Raw genomic sequence first — 20127 nt, forward strand, 5'->3', positions numbered from 1 at the left:
ATCATCGGCAACAACAGGACCAGCACCTGACCAAGGTCAGGCTTGCCGGCCCAGACTGTCTCGAAGACGTTTCAGCGACCGGTCCGCGGGAGCGGCCGGCGCCGATGGGCTGGGGTATACGGGCCACTCCCGGACCCGTCAACCCCTCTGCGAAACTTTCGCGACAGGGGCCCTCCCCTCCCCGTCCGAGATCGGGACGGGCGCGGCGCAGAGCCAGTGCCGCATGGCGTCGAAGGTCCCGGTCGCTGCCGCGACGATGGTCTCCGGCCGGCCGCGCGCGGCCTCCTCGGCGAGCCGCTGGCGGAAGGCCTTCCACATCGCGCCGGTCTCGCGGCCGTGGGCCGCGTAGTAGCGGCAGCCTTCCTCCGCCGTGAGCCCGAGCTGGCGCCCGATATGCCTGGCAATCACCTGACCGCCGAGGGTCGAGCCTTCGAGGACGTAGAGGGCTCCGAAAGCCTCGTCCCGGTCGCGCGGCAGGGCGAGATGCGGGCGCGGCAGCGCCGCGATCGCCGCGTCGCCGAGGCCGAGGAACCGCAGGTCGGCGGCGAGATGCGCGAGCCGCCGGCGCGGATCGAGGAAGGCGTCGTCTTGGAGAACCGCCGCGAGGGCCGGCTCGAGTTCGGCGTGAAAGCCCCAGAACCGGGCGAGCAGAGCGCGGTAGCCGTCCCGGGTCGTGACACGGGTCTCCCAGGCCAGATCGCGCTCGATCGCCTCGTGCGCGGACTGCGTTTCCGCGCGCAGGCGCACCAGGATGTCGCTCACGCGGTGACCGTGAAGCAGGCGCCGGGGCGGTTCTCGACTTCGAGCCGGGCGTTGATCTGGTCGAGCATCGCCCGGACGAGCTTCATGCCGAGGCCGGTGCCCCGGGCCGGAGCGTCGGGCCAATCGATCGGCAGGCCTCGTCCGTCGTCGCAGACGGAGAGCCGGATCCGCCCCTCGGTCTCAGCCGACACGCAGACCGCGACGCGGCCGCCGGCCTCCGCGAAGGCGTACTTGAAGGCGTTGGTGATGAGCTCGGTCGCGATGAGCGAGAGCGCCACCGCCTTGCGGTAGGGGACCATCAGGCCGGGCTCGGCCTCGAGATCGACCGCGTGCCCCTCCCCCGCCATGCCGGCGAGGTCGGCGCAGAGATTCTCGATCGTCTGGCCGAGATCGACCTCCTCGACGCTCTCGGCCTGGTAGAGGCTGTCATGGACCCGCGCCACGCTCATCACCCGGGCCGCGGTCTCGGCGAAGGCCGCCTGCGAGGCCGGATCGGTCACCTGGCGGCGCTGCATCTGCAGGAAGGCCGAGACGATCTGGAGCGAGTTCTTGACCCGATGGTCGATCTCGCGGGTGAGCAGATCCTTCTGGGTGAGCAGGCGCTCCTTGTCGGCGAGGAGACCCGTCAGCTCGGTGATCTTGCGGCTCTGGCGCAGGACCACGCCCTCGACCGCCTGGGCCAGGGCCTCGGCGATGCCGACCTGCCAGGGCGCGAACGGCTCGGAGACACCGCGGCGCTCCTCGACCCAGCGCTCGAACGAGCGCCGGGGCAGCACCGCCACCGGTCCGCTGCCGGCGAGCACCGGCTTGCGCGGGTCGCCGCCCCAGGTGACGGTGCTCGGCATCTCGGGCCGGAACCACAGGAGCAGGTGGCGCCGCTCGGAATCGACGAAAACGGCCAGCAGGCCGCTGGCCGATTCGGCGTACGGCGCGCTCGGCGGGTGGGCGGCGGCGAATTCCGCCGTGGCGTAGCTGGCGCGGTCCGCCGGCAGGGTGGCGCGCAGCCAGGCGGCGATCGCCAGGATCGCGCCGGGCGGCGGGGTCTGGCCGAGTTGGCGAACCGCGCCGTCCGACACGGTCGCGGCGCCGCGGGCCTCGAACAGGTCGAGCAAAGTGTGGGCGTTCTCGGTCAGCGCGCTGACGAAATCGTCGGAGCGGGCGAGTTCGCGCACCAGCTCGCTCTCCAGCGCCAGATGGGCCTGCTGCTCCTGCCACAGGCGGCGGCTCTCCAGCTCGTAGACCCGCATCGCGAAGGCGTCGGCGAGCACGGTGGCGGCGGCGCGGGTCTCGGGCGTGACGTAGTGCGGCCGGCGGTGATGGCCGATCATCAGGCCCCAGAGCCGCCCCTCGACCAGGATCGAGATCGACATCGACCCGTTCACCCCGAGGTTGCGCTGGTACTCGAGGTGGATCGGCGACAGGCTGCGCGCCTGGGCGAAGGTGAGGTCGATGGGCGCGTTGGCGGAGGCGGGCGTCGCCACCAGGGGCACCGGCACGTAGTCGCGGTCGATGACGAAGCGGCTCTTCGCGCGGGTGTAGAGGGCGCGAGCCTGGGCCGGGATGTCGGAGGCCGGGAAGTGCAGGCCGAAGAGGCTGCGATTCCAGGCCGGGTCCTTGTCCTCGGCGATGGCCGCGCCGTTCCAGTCCGGATCGAAGCGGTAGACCAGGACGCAGTCGAAGCCGGTCAGCGCCCGGGTCTCGCGGGCCGCGACGGCGGCGGCGTCCTCCAGCGTGGCCGCGCCGCGCAGGCGGCTGATGGCGAGTTCGGTGTCGAGCTGGCTCGCCGAACGGAAATCCTCCGGATGGGCCGGCGCCAGCTCGAACTCGACGATGATCCGGTCGCCGTTGCGGTGGGCCGAGAGCTCGACCGGCAGGCCGTCGGCACCGGGCAGCCCGACCCGCTGGCGCACGAGGCGCCCAGGATCCACGCCGTCGCCCTGAAGGCTCTCGCGGATGCGGTCGGCGAGCCCGGTCCCGAGCAGGGCCGCGAGGTCGAGGCCGAGGGGATCCCGGTCCAGCACGTCGCGGACGTTGCCGCTGCAGGCGACCACGGTCAGGGTCTCGGGATCCGCCGCGATCAGGACGGCGTGGGGCTGGATCGCCCCGGGAATGTGGATCGGCTCCTGCTCGCACAGGCGCGGATCGACCGGCTCGGCCCGCACCCGCTGGTTGACCGCCGCCAGCACCGCCTCCCGGCTGTGCCCGTGCTCCAGCGGTTCCAGCGGCTCGGTGATGATCCAGTAGCGGTCTGGCGCCGCGGCTTGGCGCAAAGTGATCCGGACCTGCATCGGCCGCGGGTCGAAGCCGTAGACGAAGGAGAAGGTATGGTCGAGCCGGCCCCGGCGCACGCCCTCGCGGAAGCGTCCGTAGAAATGCGGCAGGTGGGTGCAGGGGGCGACGTCGGTGAAGAAGTTGCGGCCGATCATCCGCTCGGGCGCGCGGCCGGAGAACTGGCTCTCGGACCGGTTGTAGAGATGGATGACACCGCGGCCGTCGATCTGGATCACGCCTTGGCGCAGGCGGTCGAGGTCGAGCGGCGCGAGGGCGTCGAGATCGATCGTCGGGGCCATCGTTTGGTCGGGCAAGGTCACGGTGTATCCGGCGAATCGATGGCCCGGGAGGGCGGCGCCTCCGGCGACAGGTCCCGCACCTTAACGACTACCAACCCTGAACGGAACCGCAACGGGTGATTGCTCCGGGGATGCGCTGACGTTTCGTCACCGTGTACCGCCGGTCCGCTGGGTGATCGCCCTGACGGCGCTCTGCAGCCCTTCTTCCAGGGTCGGATGGTAGAAGGGCCGGTCGAGGAAGGTCGCGGCATTCCAGCCCTCCTGGACGGCGATCGCCGTCAGGTGGGCGAGGTGCTCGATCCCGGGTCCGATCATCGCGGCGCCGACGAGCCGGCCATCGGGCTCGGCATAGACCCGGATCAGGCCGGCGGCCCGGTCCATCGCCCGGGCACGGCCCTGATCGGCGAAGGACGTCTCGCCGATGATCCAGTCGCGCGCCGCCTCCGCGTCGAAGGCCCGGCCGACCGCCGCGACCTGCGGGTCGGTGAAGACCAGCGCGAAGGCCGGCCAGGGCGGCGGCGCCTCGACCTGGGGGAAGCGCGCGGCGTTGCCGCCGGCGATCCAGCCCTGGCGCTGGGCCTCATGGAGCACCGGATGCTCCTGGTTGGCGTCGCCGGCGATGAAGATCGGAGCGGTGCCGCACTGGAGGGTACGCGGGTTGAAGTCCGGCAGGCCGTCCTCGTCGCGGGCGATCCCGGCGGCGCTGAGGTCGAGGGCGTCGAGGTTGGGCGGACGCCCGGCGGCGGCGAGCACGCGCGCGAAGGTGCCGCTCTCTTGCCCGCCTGTCTCTTGCCCGCCTGGTTCCTGGCGCCAGGTCAGCCGCACTCCGTCGCCGGCGGCTTCGGCCGTCTCGACGGTGGCGCCGAGGCGGAGATCGAACTCGGCGCCGATCAACTCGGCGGCGCAGGCCGCAACCTTCGGATCGCGGGCGCCGCCGACGGCGCCGGCGGGATCGAGCAGGGTCACCCGAACGCCGAGGCGGGCCATGGCTTGCGCCAGTTCGAGCCCGACTGGCCCTGCGCCCAGGATCGCGAGGGTCTCGGGGAGCGACTCGATCTCGAACAGGGTGTCGGTGGTGAGGACGCGGTCTGCGACCGGCCGCAGGGGCGGCGGCAGGCTCGGGGTCGAGCCGGTGGCGATCACCACGGCGCCGGCGGTGATGCGGGTATGGTCGTCGACGAGGAGGGTGGTGGAATCGATGAATCGGGCGGTGCCGGCGATGCGCAGGTCCTGCGGGATGCGGTCGAGCCCCGCGAAAACCGAGGCGACGAAGTCGTCGCGCAAGGCGCGCACCCGCCGCATCACGGCCGCGCCGTCGACCCGGACCTCGCCGGTCGTGACACCGAACGGCGAGGCATTGCGCGCGTCGTGCGCGGCGCGGGCAGCCTCGATCAGGAGTTTCGAGGGCATGCATCCGACCCGGGCGCAGGTGGTGCCGCCGGGACCGCGCTCGATCAGCACCGCGCGGGCGCCCGCCTTGGCGGCCGCGGCCTGCGCCGCGATTCCCGCCGTGCCGGCCCCGATGACCGCCACGTCGCAGGCCAGCTCACGCATCGCTCACTTCCTCGGGCTGCCCGGCGCGGCAGGAGCGCGACGTCACGGGTGGGACCACCCGGCAACTTCGATCGCGAGCGATTCGTTCCCGTGCGTCAGGCCTTCGGCCCTTCCCCCTCCGCCAGCAGGCCGCCGACGAAGCCGGCGAGGCCGACCTGGCGCTCGCGGCGCAGGTGCTCGGCGGCGAGGATGGCCTCCAGGGTCTTGAACGAGCGGTCGAGGTCGTCGTTGACCAGTACGTAGTCGTATTCCGACCAGCGCTCGATCTCGGTGCGGGCGTTGAGCAGGCGGCGCTCGATCGTCTCGGCGGAATCCTCGGCGCGGCGCTCCAGCCGGCGGCGGAGCTCACGTAAGCTGGGCGGCAGGATGAAGATGGTGACGACGTCGTCACGGAGTTTGCCGCGCACCTGCCGGGTGCCCTGGTAGTCGATGTCGAAGATCATGTCGCGGCCGGCCGCGAGCGCCTTCTCCACCGGGCCCCGGGGGGTGCCGTAATAGTTGCCGTGCACCTCGGCCCATTCGAGCAGGTCATCGCGCTCGCGCAGGCGCTCGAAGGCGTCGCGGTCGATGAAGCGGTAGTGCTGGCCGTCGATCTCGGACGGCCGGCGCGCCCGGGTGGTGACCGAGACGGACAGTTCGAGGCCCCATTCGGGCCGCTGGGCCAGCGCCCGGGTGAGCGTGGTCTTGCCGGCCCCCGAGGGCGAGGAGAGGATCAGCACGAGGCCCCGGCGCGCCACCGGTGTGGTCAGGAGTTCGGAGCCCATGGTCGACACCATCGCGTTGCTTCACCCTTTCGCCGGAGCGGAACCGGCTCGCCGCCGAGGTCCCGTCCCGCGGCCCTCGCCCGGGACTCTCGCCCGGGATCCCCTCCAATGCCGCCCGTCCGGCGGGGGCGCAACCGGGAAGCGGCGACGGGGCGGGGACAAATCTCCGCTACTCGACGTTCTGGACCTGCTCGCGGAACTGCTCCACCACCGCCTTGAGGTCGAGGCCGATGCGGGAGAGCGACACGTCGTTGGCCTTGGCACAGAGCGTGTTGGCCTCGCGGCCGAGCTCCTGGGCCAGGAAGTCGAGCCGGCGCCCGACGGCACCGCCGGCGGCGAGGAGCTCGCGGGCGGCGGCGAGATGGGCGCGCAGGCGGTCGATCTCCTCGCGCACGTCGGCCCGCGCCGCGAGCAGCACCGCTTCCTGGTGCAGGCGCGCCGGATCGAAGCTGCCGGCCTCCATCAGGCTCGCGACCTGCGCCGCGAGGCGCGCCTTGACGGCCTCCGGCCGGCGGGCCGGGCAGGCCTCCGCCGCCTCGACGAGGTCGGCCATGGCGGCGAGCTGGCCGCCGACGATGCCGGCGAGCGCCCGCCCCTCCGCACGGCGGCCCTCCGCCAGGGCCTCGACCAGCCGGAGGGCGGCGGCCGCGAGGTCGCGCCGCAACGCCTCGTCGTCGGCCGCCTCCTCCTCGACCTCGACCACGCCCCGAATCCCCATGAGGCCGTCGACGGAGGGGAGCGTGATGCCGAGCGGCATCGGCACCCGGGTCACGGCCTCGGCGAGCGAGGCGAGCAGCGCCTCGTTGATGCGCACCCGCGGCGCGGCCTCCGCCCGCGACAGGGTGAGGGTGAGGTGGCAGGTGCCGCGGCCGAGGCGCTTCTGCACCAGGGCCCGGGCCTCCTCGCCGACGGCGTCGAGGCCGGCCGGGACCCGCACCCGGATCTCCAGCCCGCGGCCGTTGACGCTCTTGAGCTCCCAGGCCCAGTGCGCGGGACCGGTGGTTCCGGCTTCGCGGGCGAAGCCGGTCATGCTGGCGATGGGCATCGGGGCGCTCTGGACAGATTTTACAGGAGGAGCCGGGGGTTCAGCGAAGACCCGCGGCGGAACAGGGGCTGGGGCAGGCTTGCGGGTTACCGCGCCCCGGGCCCGGTCCTGGGCTGGGACAGGACCGGAACGGTCTTCGGCGAGTTCAGGTCGAAGGTCTTGTTGCGCAGGGGATCGCGGGCGGTCCCCTCCGAGGCGTCGAAGGCGCGCGAGCGGGTGCCCGGGTTCGCCTCCCCGCCGTCATAGGCCATCGGCGCGCCGGGCAGCGCGGTGCGCGGGGGCAGAGCGGAGGGATCGGCCTGCGGCGGCGGCTCGACCTTGTCGACGCCGACCTGCGAGGCCGGATCGGCCGCGGCCTTCGCCTTCTCGACCTGGCGCCAGCGGGCGACGTTGCGGTTATGGGCGTCCAGGGTCTCGGCGAAGACGTGGCCGCCGGTGCCGTCGGCGACGAAGAACAGGTCCTTCGTCCGCGAGGGGTTGGCCACCGCCTCGAGGGCCGCGCGGCCCGGATTGGCGATCGGGCCCGGCGGGAGTCCCTCGATCGCGTAGGTGTTGTAGGGCGTCACCCGGTCGATCTCGGAGCGCAGGATGCCGCGCCCGAGGGTGCCGCGCCCGCCGACGAGGCCGTACACGATGGTCGGATCGGATTGCAGCCGCATCCGCTTCTGCAGCCGGTTGACGAACACGCCGGCGACCCGCGGGCGCTCGTCGGCCCGGCCGGTCTCCTTCTCGACGATCGAGGCGAGGGTGACCATCTCCTGCGGCGTGCGCACCGGCACGTCGGGCGAGCGGCGGGCCCAGATCTGGTTCAGCACCTCGCGCTGCTTGGTGCGCATCAGGTTGAGGATCTTCTGGCGGGAATCGCCGCGCTCGAACTTGTAGGTCTCGGGCAGGAGCGAGCCCTCCGGCGGGGTTTCGTTGATGTCGCCGGTCAGGATGTCGTTGTCGTTGAGGCGGGCGACGATCTGCTCGCTCGTCAGGCCCTCCGGAATGGTGATGGCGTGCTGCACCGGGCGGCCCTGGACCAGCACGTCGAGGACGTCGTCGACGCTGGCATGGGCCTTGAAGTTGTATTCGCCGGCCTTGAGCGCGGCCTTCCGGCCGAACCGGGCGGTGAGCTCGAACAGCATCGGATGGGCGATCACGCCCTCGCGCTGGAGCAGGTCGGCCATCTCGCCGACGCTGGAGCGGGGCACCACCACGACCTTGTCGGCCTGGAGCGGGCCGGCCTCGTTGGTCTGGCGCTCCAGCACCACGAGGCCCAGGATGGCGCCGAGGCCGAGGATGACGAACAGGGTCAGGAAGCCGCTCACCGCCGAGAGCAGGCCGCCGCGCTCGCGCACGGGTTTCTCGGGCGGCGGCGGGGCCGCGGTGGGCTTGATGGCCTCGCTCGGGCTGCGCGGGGCGAGCCGGTTCGGCTGGCTGACCGGCTCCGGCGCGCTCGGCGCCGGGTCCTGCGTCTTCGATCTGCGAAACATGGCGGTCCTGTCGTGGCGCGTCCGCGGAGCCGGCCGGTGGACGCGCGTGCCGGCCCGATGGGCGGAAGAGCGACCGAGACCCTAGCAAGTTTTATGGCGAAATGGAGCCGGTGCGTGCCGGAGGCCACATGCGAGAAAGCCCCTCCGCGCGGGCAGGAGGGGCTTTCTCGATCGATCGGCGTTGTCCGGGGGGCGGTCGGCCGCTGCGGGCCGCCTATACCCGACGCAGGATCAGCGACGCGTTGGTGCCGCCGAAGCCGAAGGAGTTCGACAGGGCGATGTCGACCTTCCGCTTCTGCGCCTTGTGCGGCACGAGGTCGATCGCAGTCTCGACGGAGGGATTGTCGAGGTTGAGGGTCGGCGGCACGACGCCGTCGCGGATGGCGAGCACGGAGAAGATCGCCTCGATCGCGCCGGCGGCGCCGAGCAGGTGCCCGGTGGCGGACTTGGTCGAGGACATCGCCACGTCGGTGGCGTTGCCGAGCAGGCGCTCGACGGCCTTCAGCTCCAGCTCGTCGCCGAGCGGGGTCGAGGTGCCGTGGGCGTTGATGTAGTCGATCTCGGAGGGGGCGATGCCGGCGCGCTTCACCGCCGCGCTCATGCAGCGATAGGCGCCGTCGCCGTCCGGCGAGGGCGAGGTGATGTGGTAGGCGTCGCCCGAGAGGCCGTAGCCGATCACCTCGGCGTAGATCTTGGCGCCGCGGGCCTTGGCGTGCTCGTACTCCTCGAGCACCACCACGCCGGCGCCCTCGCCCATCACGAACCCGTCGCGGTCGCGGTCGTAGGGGCGGGAGGCGCGCTGCGGCTCGTCGTTGAAGCCGGTGGAGAGCGCCCGGCAGGCGGCGAAGCCCGCGAGCGAGAGCCGGTTGATCGGCGATTCGGCGCCGCCGGCCAGCATCACGTCGGCGTCGCCGAGCGCGACGAGGCGCGCCGCGTCGCCGATCGCGTGGGCGCCGGTGGAGCAGGCCGTCACCACGGCGTGGTTCGGGCCCTTGAGACCGTGGGCGATCGATACCTGGCCGGAGGCCAGGTTGATGATCCGGCCCGGGATGAAGAACGGCGAGATCCGCCGCGGCCCCTTCTCGAACAGCGTCACCGAGGCATCGTAGATGCCGCCGATGCCGCCGATGCCGGAGCCGATGAGGACGCCGGTGGCGCACTGATCCTCGTGCGAGGTCGGGTGCCAGTCGGCGTCGTCGAGCGCCTGGCCGGCCGCCGCCATCGCGTAGACGATGAAGGGGTCGACCTTGCGCTGCTCCTTGGCTTCCATCCAGCGATCGGGATTGAAGGTGCCGTCGCTGCCGTCGCCGAGGGGGATCGAGCAGGCGATCTTGCACGCCAGATCCGACACGTCGAAGGCCTCGACGCGGGCGGCACCGCTTTGCCCCTCGATGAGGCGGCTCCACGTGACGTCGACGCTGCTGCCCAGCGGCGACACCATTCCGAGGCCCGTGACGACGACTCGACGCATCGCGTTATCCCGACCCGATCCCATGACGGAAGCGTTTATCCTGTTAGCGGAGGATTGCGGCGATCAGCCGGCGTTCTTCTCGAGGAACTTGATCGCGTCGCCGACCGTCTGGATCGTCTCGGCGGCGTCGTCCGGGATCTCGACGTTGAACTCCTCCTCGAACGCCATCACCAGCTCGACGGTGTCGAGGCTGTCGGCGCCCAGATCGTCGATGAAGTTCGCGTTCGGGGTCACCTTCTCGGGCTCGACGCCCAGGTGATCGACGACGATCTTCTTCACCCGGTCCGCGATATCGCTCATCGTGTAGGTCCTTAAGTTACTGCTCGTGGAACTGTTCGGAGCCGCCGCGTGCGGGCGGAGCCCCGGGGAGAGTTCGTGATGCGGCCGGGCGTGCCGGTCGCGCATGTCGTGGAAAAGCCGCGGACGGCCGGTCCGTCAATCCCCTTGCACGGCCGGCGGGTGCTTAACACAGGGATTTAGCCCTGGCGAGGGCCGCTTCACCTCCGGTTAAGAAACCGTGACCCCCGCCTGGGGAATGCGGCGCAGCGCCACTAGAACATCGCCATGCCGCCGTTGACGTGCAAGGTGTGCCCGGTGACGTAGGCCGCCTCGTCGGAGGCGAGGTACACGGCCGCCGCGGCGATCTCGGCGCCCTCGCCGAGGCGGCCCATCGGCACCGTGGCGAGGATGCCCTCGCGCTGCTTGTCGTTCAGCACGTCGGTCATCGGCGAGGTGATGAAGCCCGGCGCGATGCAGTTGACGGTGATCTTGCGGCTCGCCACCTCGGCGGCGAGCGCCTTGGTGAGGCCGACGAGGCCGGCCTTGGCCGCCGCGTAGTTGCCCTGGCCGGCATTGCCGGTCGCGCCGATCACCGAGCCGACATTGACGATGCGGCCGTAGCGGCGCTTCATCATGCCCTTCACCGCCGCCCGCGACAGCCGGAAGGCCGCCGTCAGGTTCACGGCGATCACGCTGTCCCACTCCTCGTCCTTCATGCGCAGGAAGAGGTTGTCGCGGGTGATGCCGGCATTGTTGACGAGCACGTCGAGCCCGCCGAGCGCGGCCTCCGCGGCCGGGACCAGGGCCTCGACGGCCGCGGTGTCGGAGAGGTTGGCCTCCAGGACGTGGACGCGCTCGCCGAGCTCGGCCGCGAGCGCCTCCAGGGCCTCGCGCCGCGTGCCGGAGACCGCCACGTGGGCGCCCTGGGCGTGCAGGGCCCGGGCGATGGCGCCGCCGAGGCCGCCGGTGGCGCCGGTGACGAGGGCCTTGCGGCCGCTGAGGTCGAACATGCTGGTCACTTTCTCAGAGCGTGAAGGCCGCGACCTCGGCCGGGGTGCCGACCGGCGTGGCGGAGGTTCCCGCGGCGATGCGCTTGACGAGGCCCGACAGCACCTTGCCGGTGCCGATCTCGTAGAAGGCGTCGACGCCGGACGCCGCCATCGCGGCGACGCATTCGCGCCAGCGCACCGTGCCGGTGACCTGCGCGACGAGCGCGTCGCGGATCGCCGCCGGCTCGCTCATGGGGGCGGCGAGCACGTTCGCCATCACCGGGACCCTGGCGGGACGAAGGTCGACGGCGTCGAGCGCCGCGCGCATCGCCTCGGCGGCCGGCGCCATCAGGCTGCAATGGAAGGGCGCCGAGACGTTCAGCATCACCGCGCGCTTGGCTCCGCGCCCCTGCGCCAGCGCCACCGCCCGCTCGACCGCGGCGCGGGTCCCGGAGACCACCACCTGGCCGGCGCCGTTGTCGTTGGCGACATCACAGACTTCGGATTGTCCTGCCTCGCCCTGGCGCGCCTCGGCGGCGACCGCGGACGCCGCCTCGACGTCGAGGCCGAGAAGCGCCGCCATGGCGCCCGAGCCCACCGGCACCGCCTTCTGCATCGCCTCGCCGCGCAGGCGCAGCAGGCGCGCGGCGTCGGAGAGCGACAGGGAGCCGGCGGCGGCGAGCGCGCTGTACTCGCCCAGCGAGTGGCCGGCGACGAAGGCGACGTCGCGGGACAGATCGAGGCCGTACTCGGTTTCCAGAACCCGCAGGACGGCGATGCTGGACGCCATCAGGGCCGGCTGGGCGTTCGCCGTGAGGGTCAGCTCCTCGGCCGGGCCTTCGAACATCAGGCGCGAGAGGTTCTGGCCCAAGGCCTCGTCGACCTCGGCGAAGACCGCGCGGGCGGCGGCGTGATCCTGGGCCAGGGCGGAGCCCATGCCGACGGCCTGGCTGCCCTGGCCCGGAAAGATGAAGGCGCGCGACACGTGCGGGGTGCTTCCTGCCCTTGAGAGCTGCGACTGGCGGCTCGCGAGCCGCGGCATGCGGCTGCGGGACGCAGCGATTGGGCGGCGCCAGTCGCAGAGGCGCCGGCCATAGTCAAGCGTGGCCGGCGCGCAAAATTCGCAGGGTCTTCGCCGGCCTGCGCCGTCGGGTCAGGTTCCTCCGGTGTCAGGCCTCGTCGAAGAAATCGACCTCGCCGGTATCGAGGCTGTAGGCGGCGCCGACGATCCGGAGCTTCTTCTCGGCGAGCGGCGTCAGCAGTTCCGGCTCGGAGGCGGTGCGCAGGCGCCGCACCACCCGGCTGACATTCGCCCGCACGGCGTTCTCGACGAGGTCGCCGGGTTTGCCGCGCACGCCCAGCACCGCCGGGACGATCGGCTCGATCATCTGGCCGATGGCGCCGGGATAGACCGTGTTGTTCGTCACCACGTCCACCGCCGCCTCGACGGCGCCGCAGCGGCTGTGGCCCATCACCAGGACCAGCGGCACGCCGAGCTTGGCCACCGCGTACTCGATCGAGCCGAGCGCCGTCGTGTCGACGGTGTTGCCGGCGTTGCGCACGATGAACAATTCGCCCAGGCCGCGGCCGAACAGGATCTCGGGCGAGACGCGGGAATCCGAGCAGCTGACGAGGACGCAGAACGGCGTCTGGCCGAGCGCGATCTCGATGCGCCGCTCGCGGCCCTGCACCGACCGCACCGGGCTGTCGGTCTTGAACAGCCGGTTGCCCTCCTTCATCGCCTCGAGCGCCTGGTCGGGATTCAGGGTGGTGCGCTTCGTCGACGGCGCCGCGGCGCGGGCGAGGCCCGGCGGGAGCACCGCAGTGGCGGCGATGGCGGCGCCAAGCGTGCAGCCGCAGCCGAGCAGGTGGCGCCGGCTCAGACGGTTCGTCATCGGGTCGTCTCCTTCATCCGCGGCTCCGCCCGACCTGTCGGCCCGTGGCACCGGGCCGCCCGGCGGGACATGAGGGCCCGCCCGCCGTCGCGCAATCATCCAGAAACATTAAGCCTTGCCGATGCGGGACACGCGCGCCGCCACCGCATGCTTGTTGCAAAACGGCATCTCGTGTAGGGAGGCCGCTACTCCGAGATTTTCGTTTGACCAAGGAAGGGGTCGCGCATGGCTCGCGTCACCGTTGAGGACTGCATCGACAAGGTCGAGAACCGCTTCGAGCTGGTGCTCCTGGCCGGCCACCGCGCCCGCCTTCTCTCCTCCGGCGCCCCGCTCACCATCGACCGCGACCGCGACAAGAACCCGGTCGTGGCCCTGCGCGAGATCGCCGACGAGACCATCACGCCGGACGATCTCAAGGAGCAGCTGATCCACTCGCTGCAGAAATACGTCGAGGTCGACGAGCCGGAGGCCGAGACGGTGCCGCTGCTCTCCAGCTCGCCCGCCGCCGCCGCGGTGGCGCCGCAGGGCTCGGGCGACGGCGACGACATCACGTTCGACCGGATGAGCGAGGAGGACCTGCTGCGCGGCCTCGAGAACCTCGCGCCCCCGACCGAGACGGAAGAGGAAGGCGATTGAGCCTCCCCGGGAGGGCGGTCGCGCCCTCCCCCCAAAGATCCAATCCGATTCGAATCCGGTCGCCCGACCGGCGAGACCCGGCCGCGAGGCCGGGTTTTTTCGTGGCCTATTTCGCGCTGCGGCACGGAAGCGGCGCTGCCGCGGCGTTTAGGGGCTGGCGCGGCCGCCCGTTCGGCTCGATATTGACGGTCGGACCTCCACAAGCGTCGTCGGCGTTCAGCGCAACCGGATCACTCGGCACGCCGCGACGCCCCCGCGCCGGCCGCGAAGCCGGCGATTTCGTGCGCAAGGAGACCAACGGCGGATGATGCGCCAGTACGAGCTCGTCGAGCGGGTCAAGGCCTACAATCCCGGCGCCGACGAGGGGCTGCTGAACCGGGCCTACGTCTACGCGATGCGGGCGCACGGCACGCAGAAGCGCGCCTCGGGGGATCCCTTCTTCGCCCACCCGCTCGAGGTGGCGGCCATCCTCACGGATCTCCGGCTCGACGACGCCACCATCGTGGCGGCGGTGCTGCACGACACCGTCGAGGACACCGCCGCGACGCTGGACGAGATCAACCGGGTCTTCACCCCCGAGATCGGCAAGCTCGTCGACGGGCTGACCAAGATCAAGCGCTTGGACCTCGTCTCGAAGCGCGCCGCGCAGGGCGAGAACTTCCGCAAGCTCCTGCTCGCGATCGCCGCCGACGTCCGGGTGCTGCTGGTCAAGCTCGCCGACCGGCTGCACAACATGCGCACCCTGCAGCACATGCCGGCGGAGAAGCGCGCCCGCATCGCCCAGGAGACCCTCGACATCTACGCGCCGCTCGCCAGCCGCATGGGCATGCAGGAGTTGCGCGAGGAGCTGGAGGACCTCTCCTTCGTCAACCTCAAGCCCGACGTCTACGCGACGATCGCCAAGCGCCTCTCCGACCTCTCGGCCAAGTCCGAGCGGCTGGTCGAGAGCATCGAGCGCGACCTCGTCGCCAAGCTGGCGCATGCCGGCATCGCCGCCACCGTCAAGGGACGGCAGAAGCGGCCCTACTCGATCTGGAGCAAGATGGAGCGCAAGTCGGTCGCGTTCGAGCAGCTCTCCGACATCTTCGGCTTCCGGGTCATCGTCGACGAGGTCGACACCTGCTACCGGGCGCTGGGCGTCGTCCACACCACCTGGCCGATGGTGCCCGGGCGCTACAAGGACTATATCTCGACCCCGAAGCAGAACGATTACCGCTCGATCCACACCACGGTGATCGGGCCGAAGAGCCAGCGGGTCGAGCTCCAGATCCGCACCACCGAGATGGACGAGATCGGCGAATACGGCATCGCAGCGCATGCGCTCTACAAGGACGGCGCGCCGCACCTCGCGACCGAGAGCGGCGCCTACCAGTGGCTGCGCCGCACCATCGAGCTCCTCGCCGAGGGCGACAGCCCGGAGGAGTTCCTCGAGCACACCAAGCTCGAACTGTTCCAGGATCAGGTCTTCTGCTTCACCCCGAAGGGCCGGCTGATCGCCCTGCCGCGGGGCGCGACGCCGATCGATTTCGCCTACGCGGTCCATACCGATGTCGGCAACACCGCGGTCGGCGCCAAGATCAACGGCCGCATTGCCCCGCTCCTCACCGAGTTGCAGAACGGCGACGAGGTCGAGATCGCCCGGGCCGACGGCCAGATCCCGCCGGCGGCCTGGGAATCCCTTGTCGTCACCGGCAAGGCCCGCGCCGCGATCCGGCGGGCCACCCGCTCGGCGGTGCGCCGGCAATATGCGGGCCTCGGCCGCCAGATCCTCGACCGCGCCTTCGAACGCGCAGGCAAGAACTTCTCCGACGAGAAGCTCCGCGGCGCCCTCCCGCGGCTCGCCCGCCAATCGACAGAGGACGTGTTCGCGGCGGTGGGACGGGGCGAGATGTTCTCCGGCGACGTCGTGAAGGCGGTCTATCCCGACTACAAGGACGAGCGCCGGGGCGCCGCCGCGGCCCAGGCCGGCCCGGGCCAGCCCCGGCCGCACGTCAACGGCGCCGGCCGCCTGTCCCTCGACAAGGACCAGACGGTGCGCCTGACCTGGCCGGGCAAGGCTCCCGGCAAGGAGGGCCCCGCCAAGGACGGCGCCGCCGACGGGGCGGAGGAGGGCGCGATCCCGATCCGCGGCCTCGACCGCGACCTCCTGGTGCGCTTCGCCCCCGACGGCGGCGCGGTGCCGGGCGACCGGATCGTCGGCATCCTGACGCCGGGCGAGGGCGTGACCATCTACCCGATCCAGTCGCCGGCGCTCGCCGCCTTCGACAACGAGCCCGACCGCTGGCTCGACGTGCGCTGGGACGTGGACGGTGCCTCGAACCAGCGCTTCCCGGCGCGGCTGGCCCTGCAATCGATCAACGAGCCCGGCAGCTTCGCCCAGATCGCCCAGGTGATCGCCGACCACGACGGCAACATCGACAACATCTCGATGAAGCGCCGGACGCAGGACTTCACCGACGTCACCATCGATCTGGCGGTCTGGGACCTGAAGCACCTCAACGCCATCGTGTCGGAATTGCGGGCCAAGCGCGTAGTGAGCCGTGTCGACCGGGTGAACGGGTAAGGCGGTATTGCGCCGGGGCCGGGGCGCTGCCACAAGCCCCGGCTCAGTGACGCGCTGGAGCACCTCACGATCGCGCTGCGGTCGGGAGGTGTCCAGGTTTTTGATTGTCCCGCATCTTCTTCGACGAACCGGTATCCACTTCGTCGGAAAATGCGCTCGAACAACCACTGAAGGTGCCATGACCTCCGACGACGTCCTCGCCGAATTCCGCTCCGCCGGCGCCCTGCTGGAGGGCCATTTCGTGCTCTCCTCCGGGCTGCACAGCGCGGTGTTCCTGCAGAAGATGGCGATCTTCACCGATCCGGTCCGCACCGCGCGGGTCTGCGCCGCCCTGGCCGAGCGGATCACGGACCGGTACGGCCGGATCGACTACGTCGTCTCGCCGGCGGTCGGCGGCATCGTGCCGGGCTACGAGACCGCCCGGGCGCTCGGCGCCAAGGCGATCTTCGTCGAGCGCGACCCGGGCAAGCCCTTCACCCTGCGCCGGGGCTTCCAGATCCCGAAGGGCGCCCGCGCGGTGATGGTCGAGGACATCGTCACCACCGGCCTGTCCTCGCGCGAGTGCCTCGCGGCCCTGACGGAGGAGCCCGGCGAGGTGGTGGGCGCGGCCTGCCTGATCGACCGCTCCGGGGGCAAGGCCGATCTCGGCCTGCCGCTCGTCGCCCTCGTCACCCTCGACATCCCGAACTACCCCGCCGACCAGCTGCCGCCGGAACTCGCCGCGATCCCCGCGGTGAAACCCGGCAGCCGGGCCCTGCCGGGCGCCTGACGCTCCCTGATCCGTCCCCACCGCGCTGCCGCGCCGCCGCTTGACAGGCGCGGCAGCGCAGACTTAGCTGCGACCATTGCGGTCGCTATGCGGTGTGCGGCACCCGCGCTGATTGCCCCCGCCTGGATACTCAGGGGGCAGTTGCTTTGCTCATGGCGGCTTTTTTCGCAAGTGATTCTTTCCGTGCGGCCGTACTGCACGTCCAAGGATAAATGATGCCCAACCCCCCCCGCAGCGCCCTTTTTATCGACGGCGCCAACATCTATGCTACCACCAAAGCTCTCGGCTTCGACATCGATTATCGCAAGCTCCTCGCTGATTTTCGCGCCCGCGAGAACCTCGTCCGCGCCTTCTATTACACGGCACTGGTCGAGGATCAGGAATATTCCTCGATCCGCCCGCTGATCGACTGGCTCGACTACAACGGCTATCGCGTCGTGACCAAGCCGGTGAAGGAATTCACCGACTCGAGCGGCCGCCGCAAGATCAAGGGCAACATGGATATCGAGCTGACGATCGATGCCATGGAGCTCAGCCCCTATATCGACCACATGGTGCTGTTCTCCGGCGACGGCGATTTCCGGCCTCTGGTGGCGGCGATGCAGCGCCGCGGCGTGCGGGTGACCGTGGTCTCGACAGTGCAGACCCAGCCGCCGATGGTCGCCGACGAGCTACGTCGCCAGGCGGACGACTTCGTCGACATCGTGCAGCTGATCCCGCGCATCGGCCGCGACCAGGGCGACCGCCCCGCCCGCCCGCCCCGCTCCTTCGGGCCGGAAGGCGCGCGCGACGCGGCGCCGCGCGATCCCGCACCGCGCACCACCGTCAACCTCGAGAACCGGTACGGCATCCGCCAGCCCGACGAGGACGACGCCGAGGATTGATCCCGCCGCGGCGATCGGTCCACTCTCACGGCGGCCGGTCGGCCGCCGTGACCCGTTCGAGGCATGGGTCCTGATCGGAGTGGCGAGCCGTGGCGGATGAGCAGGCGACCGAGGATCGGCGAGAGGATGACCGGGCGGACAAGGAAAGCTGGTCCTGGTGGGATCTGCCGGACCTCGTCGAGATGACCGTGGGGGTCGCGCGCGGGATCTGGAGTCTCGGCGCGCTGATCGTCGGCCTGTTCCGGGATTAGGCGCGACGCCCGATCGTCAGCCGCCAGCCTGGGCCAGGGCTGCAAGGCCGCTCCGGGTCTCGACCGGCGCGGTCCATCCCAGCGCCTCCAGCCCCGCCGCCCGGGCGACGAGGGAGCCGCTCAGGCGCTCGCGCAACTCGCCCCGCCCGGTCAGCGCCAGGGCCGCATCGAGGAGGCCCTGCGGCACCGGCACCAGGCCCGGCCGGCGGCCGAGGCCGGTGCGCAAGGCCGCGATCATCTCCGGCACCCGCAGGGGCTCGGCCTCGGCCACGATCAGCGGCCGGCGCAAGGGGCCGGGCGCCCGCAGGACCGTGTCGACGGCATCGCTCAGGGATGCGACCGAGACCAGGGAGCGCCGCCCGGCGAGCCCCCCGAGAGGGAGCGGGTACGGCGCGGCGGCGAGCCGCATCAGCGCCGCCATGTTGCCCTTCTGGCCCGGCCCGTAGACCAGCACCGGCCGCAAAGAGACGTGATCGATGTCGATGTCCGCCAGCGCCTCCTCGGCGGCGAGCTTCGAGCGGCCGTAGGCGTCGGTCGGTGCCGGGGCGTCGGCCTCGGTGAGGGTGCCGGCGGCGGAAGGGCCGGATTGGGCCCGGATCGAGGACAGGAACACGAAGCGGCGCACCCGGGCCCGCGCCGCGGCTTGAGCGAGGCCGCGGGTCGCCTCGGTGTTGAAGGTCCGGTAATCGTCCTCCGGCGCGCCCGACATCGCGTGGGCGAGGCCGGCCGAGTGCACCACCGCGTCGGCGCCCGACAGGGCAGCCGCCATGTTCTGCGGCCGGGCGATGTCGCCCACCACCGCGCCGCTGATGCCCGGCGGCAAGTCCACCGGCCGGCGCAGCAACACCCGCACCCGGTAGCCCCGGGCGGCGAGGGCCGCCAGGAGGTGGCGGCCGATAAAGCCGGTCGAGCCGGTGAGGGCGACGAGGGGAGCGGTCATGCGGCGGCGTTCCGGATGGCGGGCAGGGCGAAGAGCCGGAGCAGGCCGGCGACGAGCCCGGCACCCAGCGCCAGGGCGAGGAGCGCCGTCGTCCAGCCCGGCACCGCCAGGGTCGCGGCGGCGAGGAGCGCCAGGGCGAGGTTGAGGACGAGGACCGCCCCGACCACGAAGGGCACGGAGCGGCCGTTGGTCGTGGCGCGCTGGTAGAAATGGCTGCGATGCGCCTGCCAGACCGGCTCGCCGGCGAGCGCCCGGCGGCCGAGGGTCAGGGTCGCGTCGGCGAGGTAGTAGAGCGGCAGCAGGATCGCGGCGGCGAGCCCGCCCTCGCCGGCCAGCCGGTAGAGCAGCCAGGCGACGACCAGCCCAATCGGCAGCGAGCCGACATCGCCGAGGAAGAGCTTCGCCACCGGCCGGTTGAACGGCGCGAAGCCGAGGAGTCCGCCCAGCAGCGCCGCCGCCGCCAGGGTCGCGTCCGTCGGCAGACGGCCGGCGAGGCCGAAGACCAGGAGCGCGCCAAGCACCGGCACCATCTCGGCCACCGTCATCCAGTCGAGCCCGTCCATGAAATTCGTGAGGTTGACGAACCACAGCCCGGCCAGGACCGCCAGCCCGCGCTCGAGCCAGAGCGGGAGGCCGGGCACCAGCTGTCCGCCCGCGGCGGTGAGGACCAATACCACGCAAACCGCCTGGAGCGGCAGGCGCACCCGCACCGGGAGCGGCCGGAGGTCGTCGACGGCGCCGACGGCGCCTAGGACGACCGCTCCCGTCGCGAGCGCCGCAACCTCGGCCCCGGGCACGCCTCCCAGCAGGACCATCGCTGCCAGCGCCGCCGCGACCACCGCGATGCCGCCGCCCTGCGGCGTCGGAATCCGGTGGCTGGAGCGGGCATTCGGACGCGCGAGGGCGTAGCGCTGGAGCAGCGGCCGCAACGCGATGATCAATCCGGACGAGAGGAGAGCGGCGAGGGGAACGGCGACGAGGGGGCTGAGTGGCATGCGGTGATGGGGGCGGGAGTGGCGCCCACCCCTACCCTACCGGCTCCGATGCGGCCAGACGCGCGGATCCTGCGCGGCGCTGAACTTGAACGGCGTCCGATCGGCCGCGCATAGACGGATTGAGGATTGAACGCCTCACGGCTCTTCCGAGCGGGAGAGGGAGCCGAAAATCGACGATTCCGCGGGAGGGCGGCGCGGGTTCACGACCGAGCACTCAGCGTCGAGCCGAGCAGCTCTGCGGCTCAGGGTCGTTGCGGCAACCGGGCCACCCTGCTCGATCGA

18 protein-coding genes are annotated in these 20127 nt (G+C 71.6%); 5 read left to right on the forward strand and 13 right to left on the reverse strand.

What is annotated here, in order from left to right; genetic code table 11:
* Nucleotides 1–138: 138 nt before the first annotated feature.
* The 11 genes from BM430_RS16410 to BM430_RS16460 form a co-directional block, all read right to left on the reverse strand.
* Nucleotides 139–762: a biliverdin-producing heme oxygenase gene (locus BM430_RS16410; protein ID WP_093568325.1), complete on the reverse strand. Its 624-nt coding sequence runs from the start codon at nucleotides 760–762 to the stop codon at nucleotides 139–141.
* Nucleotides 759–3332, reverse strand: coding sequence for a histidine kinase dimerization/phosphoacceptor domain -containing protein (locus BM430_RS16415; protein WP_093568326.1), 2574 nt, complete (start codon nucleotides 3330–3332; stop codon nucleotides 759–761). The genes BM430_RS16410 and BM430_RS16415 overlap by 4 nt, the downstream gene beginning before the upstream one ends.
* A 147-nt stretch (nucleotides 3333–3479) precedes the next feature.
* Entirely contained in the window at nucleotides 3480–4886 is a 1407-nt protein-coding gene (locus tag BM430_RS16420; protein ID WP_093568327.1) for a dihydrolipoyl dehydrogenase, read from the reverse strand.
* Between the two features lie 95 nt (nucleotides 4887–4981).
* Nucleotides 4982–5662 carry a guanylate kinase gene (gmk, locus tag BM430_RS16425; RefSeq protein ID WP_177303077.1) on the reverse strand — a complete coding sequence of 227 codons (681 nt, stop codon included), beginning with the start codon at nucleotides 5660–5662 and terminating at the stop codon, nucleotides 4982–4984.
* Between the two features lie 157 nt (nucleotides 5663–5819).
* A complete protein-coding gene (locus BM430_RS16430) occupies nucleotides 5820–6695 on the reverse strand; it encodes a YicC/YloC family endoribonuclease (RefSeq protein ID WP_093568328.1) in 876 nt (291 codons plus the stop codon).
* 86 nt (nucleotides 6696–6781) lie between these two features.
* Nucleotides 6782–8173, reverse strand: coding sequence for an endolytic transglycosylase MltG (mltG, locus tag BM430_RS16435; protein ID WP_093568329.1), 1392 nt, complete (start codon nucleotides 8171–8173; stop codon nucleotides 6782–6784).
* A 214-nt stretch (nucleotides 8174–8387) separates the two neighbouring features.
* Entirely contained in the window at nucleotides 8388–9644 is a 1257-nt protein-coding gene (gene fabF / locus BM430_RS16440; protein ID WP_093568330.1) for a beta-ketoacyl-ACP synthase II, read from the reverse strand.
* Between the two features lie 63 nt (nucleotides 9645–9707).
* On the reverse strand, nucleotides 9708–9944 hold the full coding sequence (locus BM430_RS16445; protein WP_048430877.1) for an acyl carrier protein: 237 nt from the start codon (nucleotides 9942–9944) through the stop codon (nucleotides 9708–9710).
* A gap of 251 nt (nucleotides 9945–10195) precedes the next feature.
* Entirely contained in the window at nucleotides 10196–10933 is a 738-nt protein-coding gene (gene fabG, locus BM430_RS16450; RefSeq protein WP_093568331.1) for a 3-oxoacyl-[acyl-carrier-protein] reductase, read from the reverse strand.
* A gap of 13 nt (nucleotides 10934–10946) precedes the next feature.
* The gene (gene fabD / locus BM430_RS16455) at nucleotides 10947–11897 is read right to left on the reverse strand and encodes an ACP S-malonyltransferase (protein WP_093568332.1); all 951 of its coding nucleotides are present in this window, start codon (nucleotides 11895–11897) and stop codon (nucleotides 10947–10949) included.
* Nucleotides 11898–12081: 184 nt separating this feature from the next.
* Nucleotides 12082–12807 (reverse strand): carbonic anhydrase, encoded by a 726-nt coding sequence (locus BM430_RS16460; RefSeq protein WP_093568333.1) that lies wholly within the window; start codon nucleotides 12805–12807, stop codon nucleotides 12082–12084.
* Between the two features lie 225 nt (nucleotides 12808–13032).
* Here BM430_RS16460 and rpoZ point away from each other — a divergent pair, with 225 nt between their 5' ends.
* The 5 genes from rpoZ (at nucleotide 13033) to BM430_RS34770 (ending at nucleotide 17910) form a co-directional block, all read left to right on the forward strand.
* Entirely contained in the window at nucleotides 13033–13443 is a 411-nt protein-coding gene (gene rpoZ, locus BM430_RS16465; RefSeq protein WP_093568334.1) for a DNA-directed RNA polymerase subunit omega, read from the forward strand.
* 304 nt (nucleotides 13444–13747) lie between these two features.
* A complete protein-coding gene (locus tag BM430_RS16470) occupies nucleotides 13748–16006 on the forward strand; it encodes a RelA/SpoT family protein (RefSeq protein ID WP_093568335.1) in 2259 nt (752 codons plus the stop codon).
* 178 nt (nucleotides 16007–16184) lie between these two features.
* The gene (gene pyrE / locus BM430_RS16475) at nucleotides 16185–16775 is read left to right on the forward strand and encodes an orotate phosphoribosyltransferase (RefSeq protein WP_093568336.1); all 591 of its coding nucleotides are present in this window, start codon (nucleotides 16185–16187) and stop codon (nucleotides 16773–16775) included.
* Nucleotides 16776–16990: 215 nt separating this feature from the next.
* Entirely contained in the window at nucleotides 16991–17659 is a 669-nt protein-coding gene (locus tag BM430_RS16480) for a LabA-like NYN domain-containing protein (RefSeq protein ID WP_093568452.1), read from the forward strand.
* An 89-nt stretch (nucleotides 17660–17748) separates the two neighbouring features.
* Nucleotides 17749–17910, forward strand: a complete 162-nt coding sequence (locus BM430_RS34770; protein ID WP_177303078.1) for a hypothetical protein — start codon at nucleotides 17749–17751, stop codon at nucleotides 17908–17910.
* A gap of 16 nt (nucleotides 17911–17926) precedes the next feature.
* Here the strand turns inward: BM430_RS34770 and BM430_RS16485 are convergent, their stop codons facing one another.
* Both BM430_RS16485 and BM430_RS16490 read right to left on the reverse strand, forming a co-directional pair.
* Nucleotides 17927–18850 carry an NAD-dependent epimerase/dehydratase family protein gene (locus tag BM430_RS16485; protein WP_093568337.1) on the reverse strand — a complete coding sequence of 308 codons (924 nt, stop codon included), beginning with the start codon at nucleotides 18848–18850 and terminating at the stop codon, nucleotides 17927–17929.
* A complete protein-coding gene (locus BM430_RS16490) occupies nucleotides 18847–19845 on the reverse strand; it encodes an MraY family glycosyltransferase (protein ID WP_093568338.1) in 999 nt (332 codons plus the stop codon). The genes BM430_RS16485 and BM430_RS16490 overlap by 4 nt, the downstream gene beginning before the upstream one ends.
* Nucleotides 19846–20127 lie beyond the last annotated feature (282 nt).

Origin of the sequence: Methylobacterium sp. 174MFSha1.1 (genome assembly GCF_900116815.1) — a bacterium.
GTDB lineage: Bacteria > Pseudomonadota > Alphaproteobacteria > Rhizobiales > Beijerinckiaceae > Methylobacterium.

What these genes read in the sequence shown, in the direction of transcription:
- pyrE (WP_093568336.1), top strand. Translation starts at nt 16,185, where the DNA reads ATGACCTCCGACGACGTCCTCGCCGAATTCCGCTCCGCCGGCGCCCTG.
- mltG (WP_093568329.1), bottom strand. Translation starts at nt 8,173, where the DNA reads ATGTTTCGCAGATCGAAGACGCAGGACCCGGCGCCGAGCGCGCCGGAG.
- fabG (WP_093568331.1), bottom strand. Translation starts at nt 10,933, where the DNA reads ATGTTCGACCTCAGCGGCCGCAAGGCCCTCGTCACCGGCGCCACCGGC.
- BM430_RS16420 (WP_093568327.1), bottom strand. Translation starts at nt 4,886, where the DNA reads ATGCGTGAGCTGGCCTGCGACGTGGCGGTCATCGGGGCCGGCACGGCG.
- fabF (WP_093568330.1), bottom strand. Translation starts at nt 9,644, where the DNA reads ATGCGTCGAGTCGTCGTCACGGGCCTCGGAATGGTGTCGCCGCTGGGC.
- BM430_RS16490 (WP_093568338.1), bottom strand. Translation starts at nt 19,845, where the DNA reads ATGCCACTCAGCCCCCTCGTCGCCGTTCCCCTCGCCGCTCTCCTCTCG.
- BM430_RS16480 (WP_093568452.1), top strand. Translation starts at nt 16,991, where the DNA reads ATGCCCAACCCCCCCCGCAGCGCCCTTTTTATCGACGGCGCCAACATC.
- BM430_RS16415 (WP_093568326.1), bottom strand. Translation starts at nt 3,332, where the DNA reads ATGGCCCCGACGATCGATCTCGACGCCCTCGCGCCGCTCGACCTCGAC.
- BM430_RS16470 (WP_093568335.1), top strand. Translation starts at nt 13,748, where the DNA reads ATGATGCGCCAGTACGAGCTCGTCGAGCGGGTCAAGGCCTACAATCCC.
- BM430_RS16460 (WP_093568333.1), bottom strand. Translation starts at nt 12,807, where the DNA reads ATGACGAACCGTCTGAGCCGGCGCCACCTGCTCGGCTGCGGCTGCACG.
- gmk (WP_177303077.1), bottom strand. Translation starts at nt 5,662, where the DNA reads ATGGTGTCGACCATGGGCTCCGAACTCCTGACCACACCGGTGGCGCGC.
- BM430_RS16445 (WP_048430877.1), bottom strand. Translation starts at nt 9,944, where the DNA reads ATGAGCGATATCGCGGACCGGGTGAAGAAGATCGTCGTCGATCACCTG.
- rpoZ (WP_093568334.1), top strand. Translation starts at nt 13,033, where the DNA reads ATGGCTCGCGTCACCGTTGAGGACTGCATCGACAAGGTCGAGAACCGC.
- BM430_RS16485 (WP_093568337.1), bottom strand. Translation starts at nt 18,850, where the DNA reads ATGACCGCTCCCCTCGTCGCCCTCACCGGCTCGACCGGCTTTATCGGC.
- BM430_RS16430 (WP_093568328.1), bottom strand. Translation starts at nt 6,695, where the DNA reads ATGCCCATCGCCAGCATGACCGGCTTCGCCCGCGAAGCCGGAACCACC.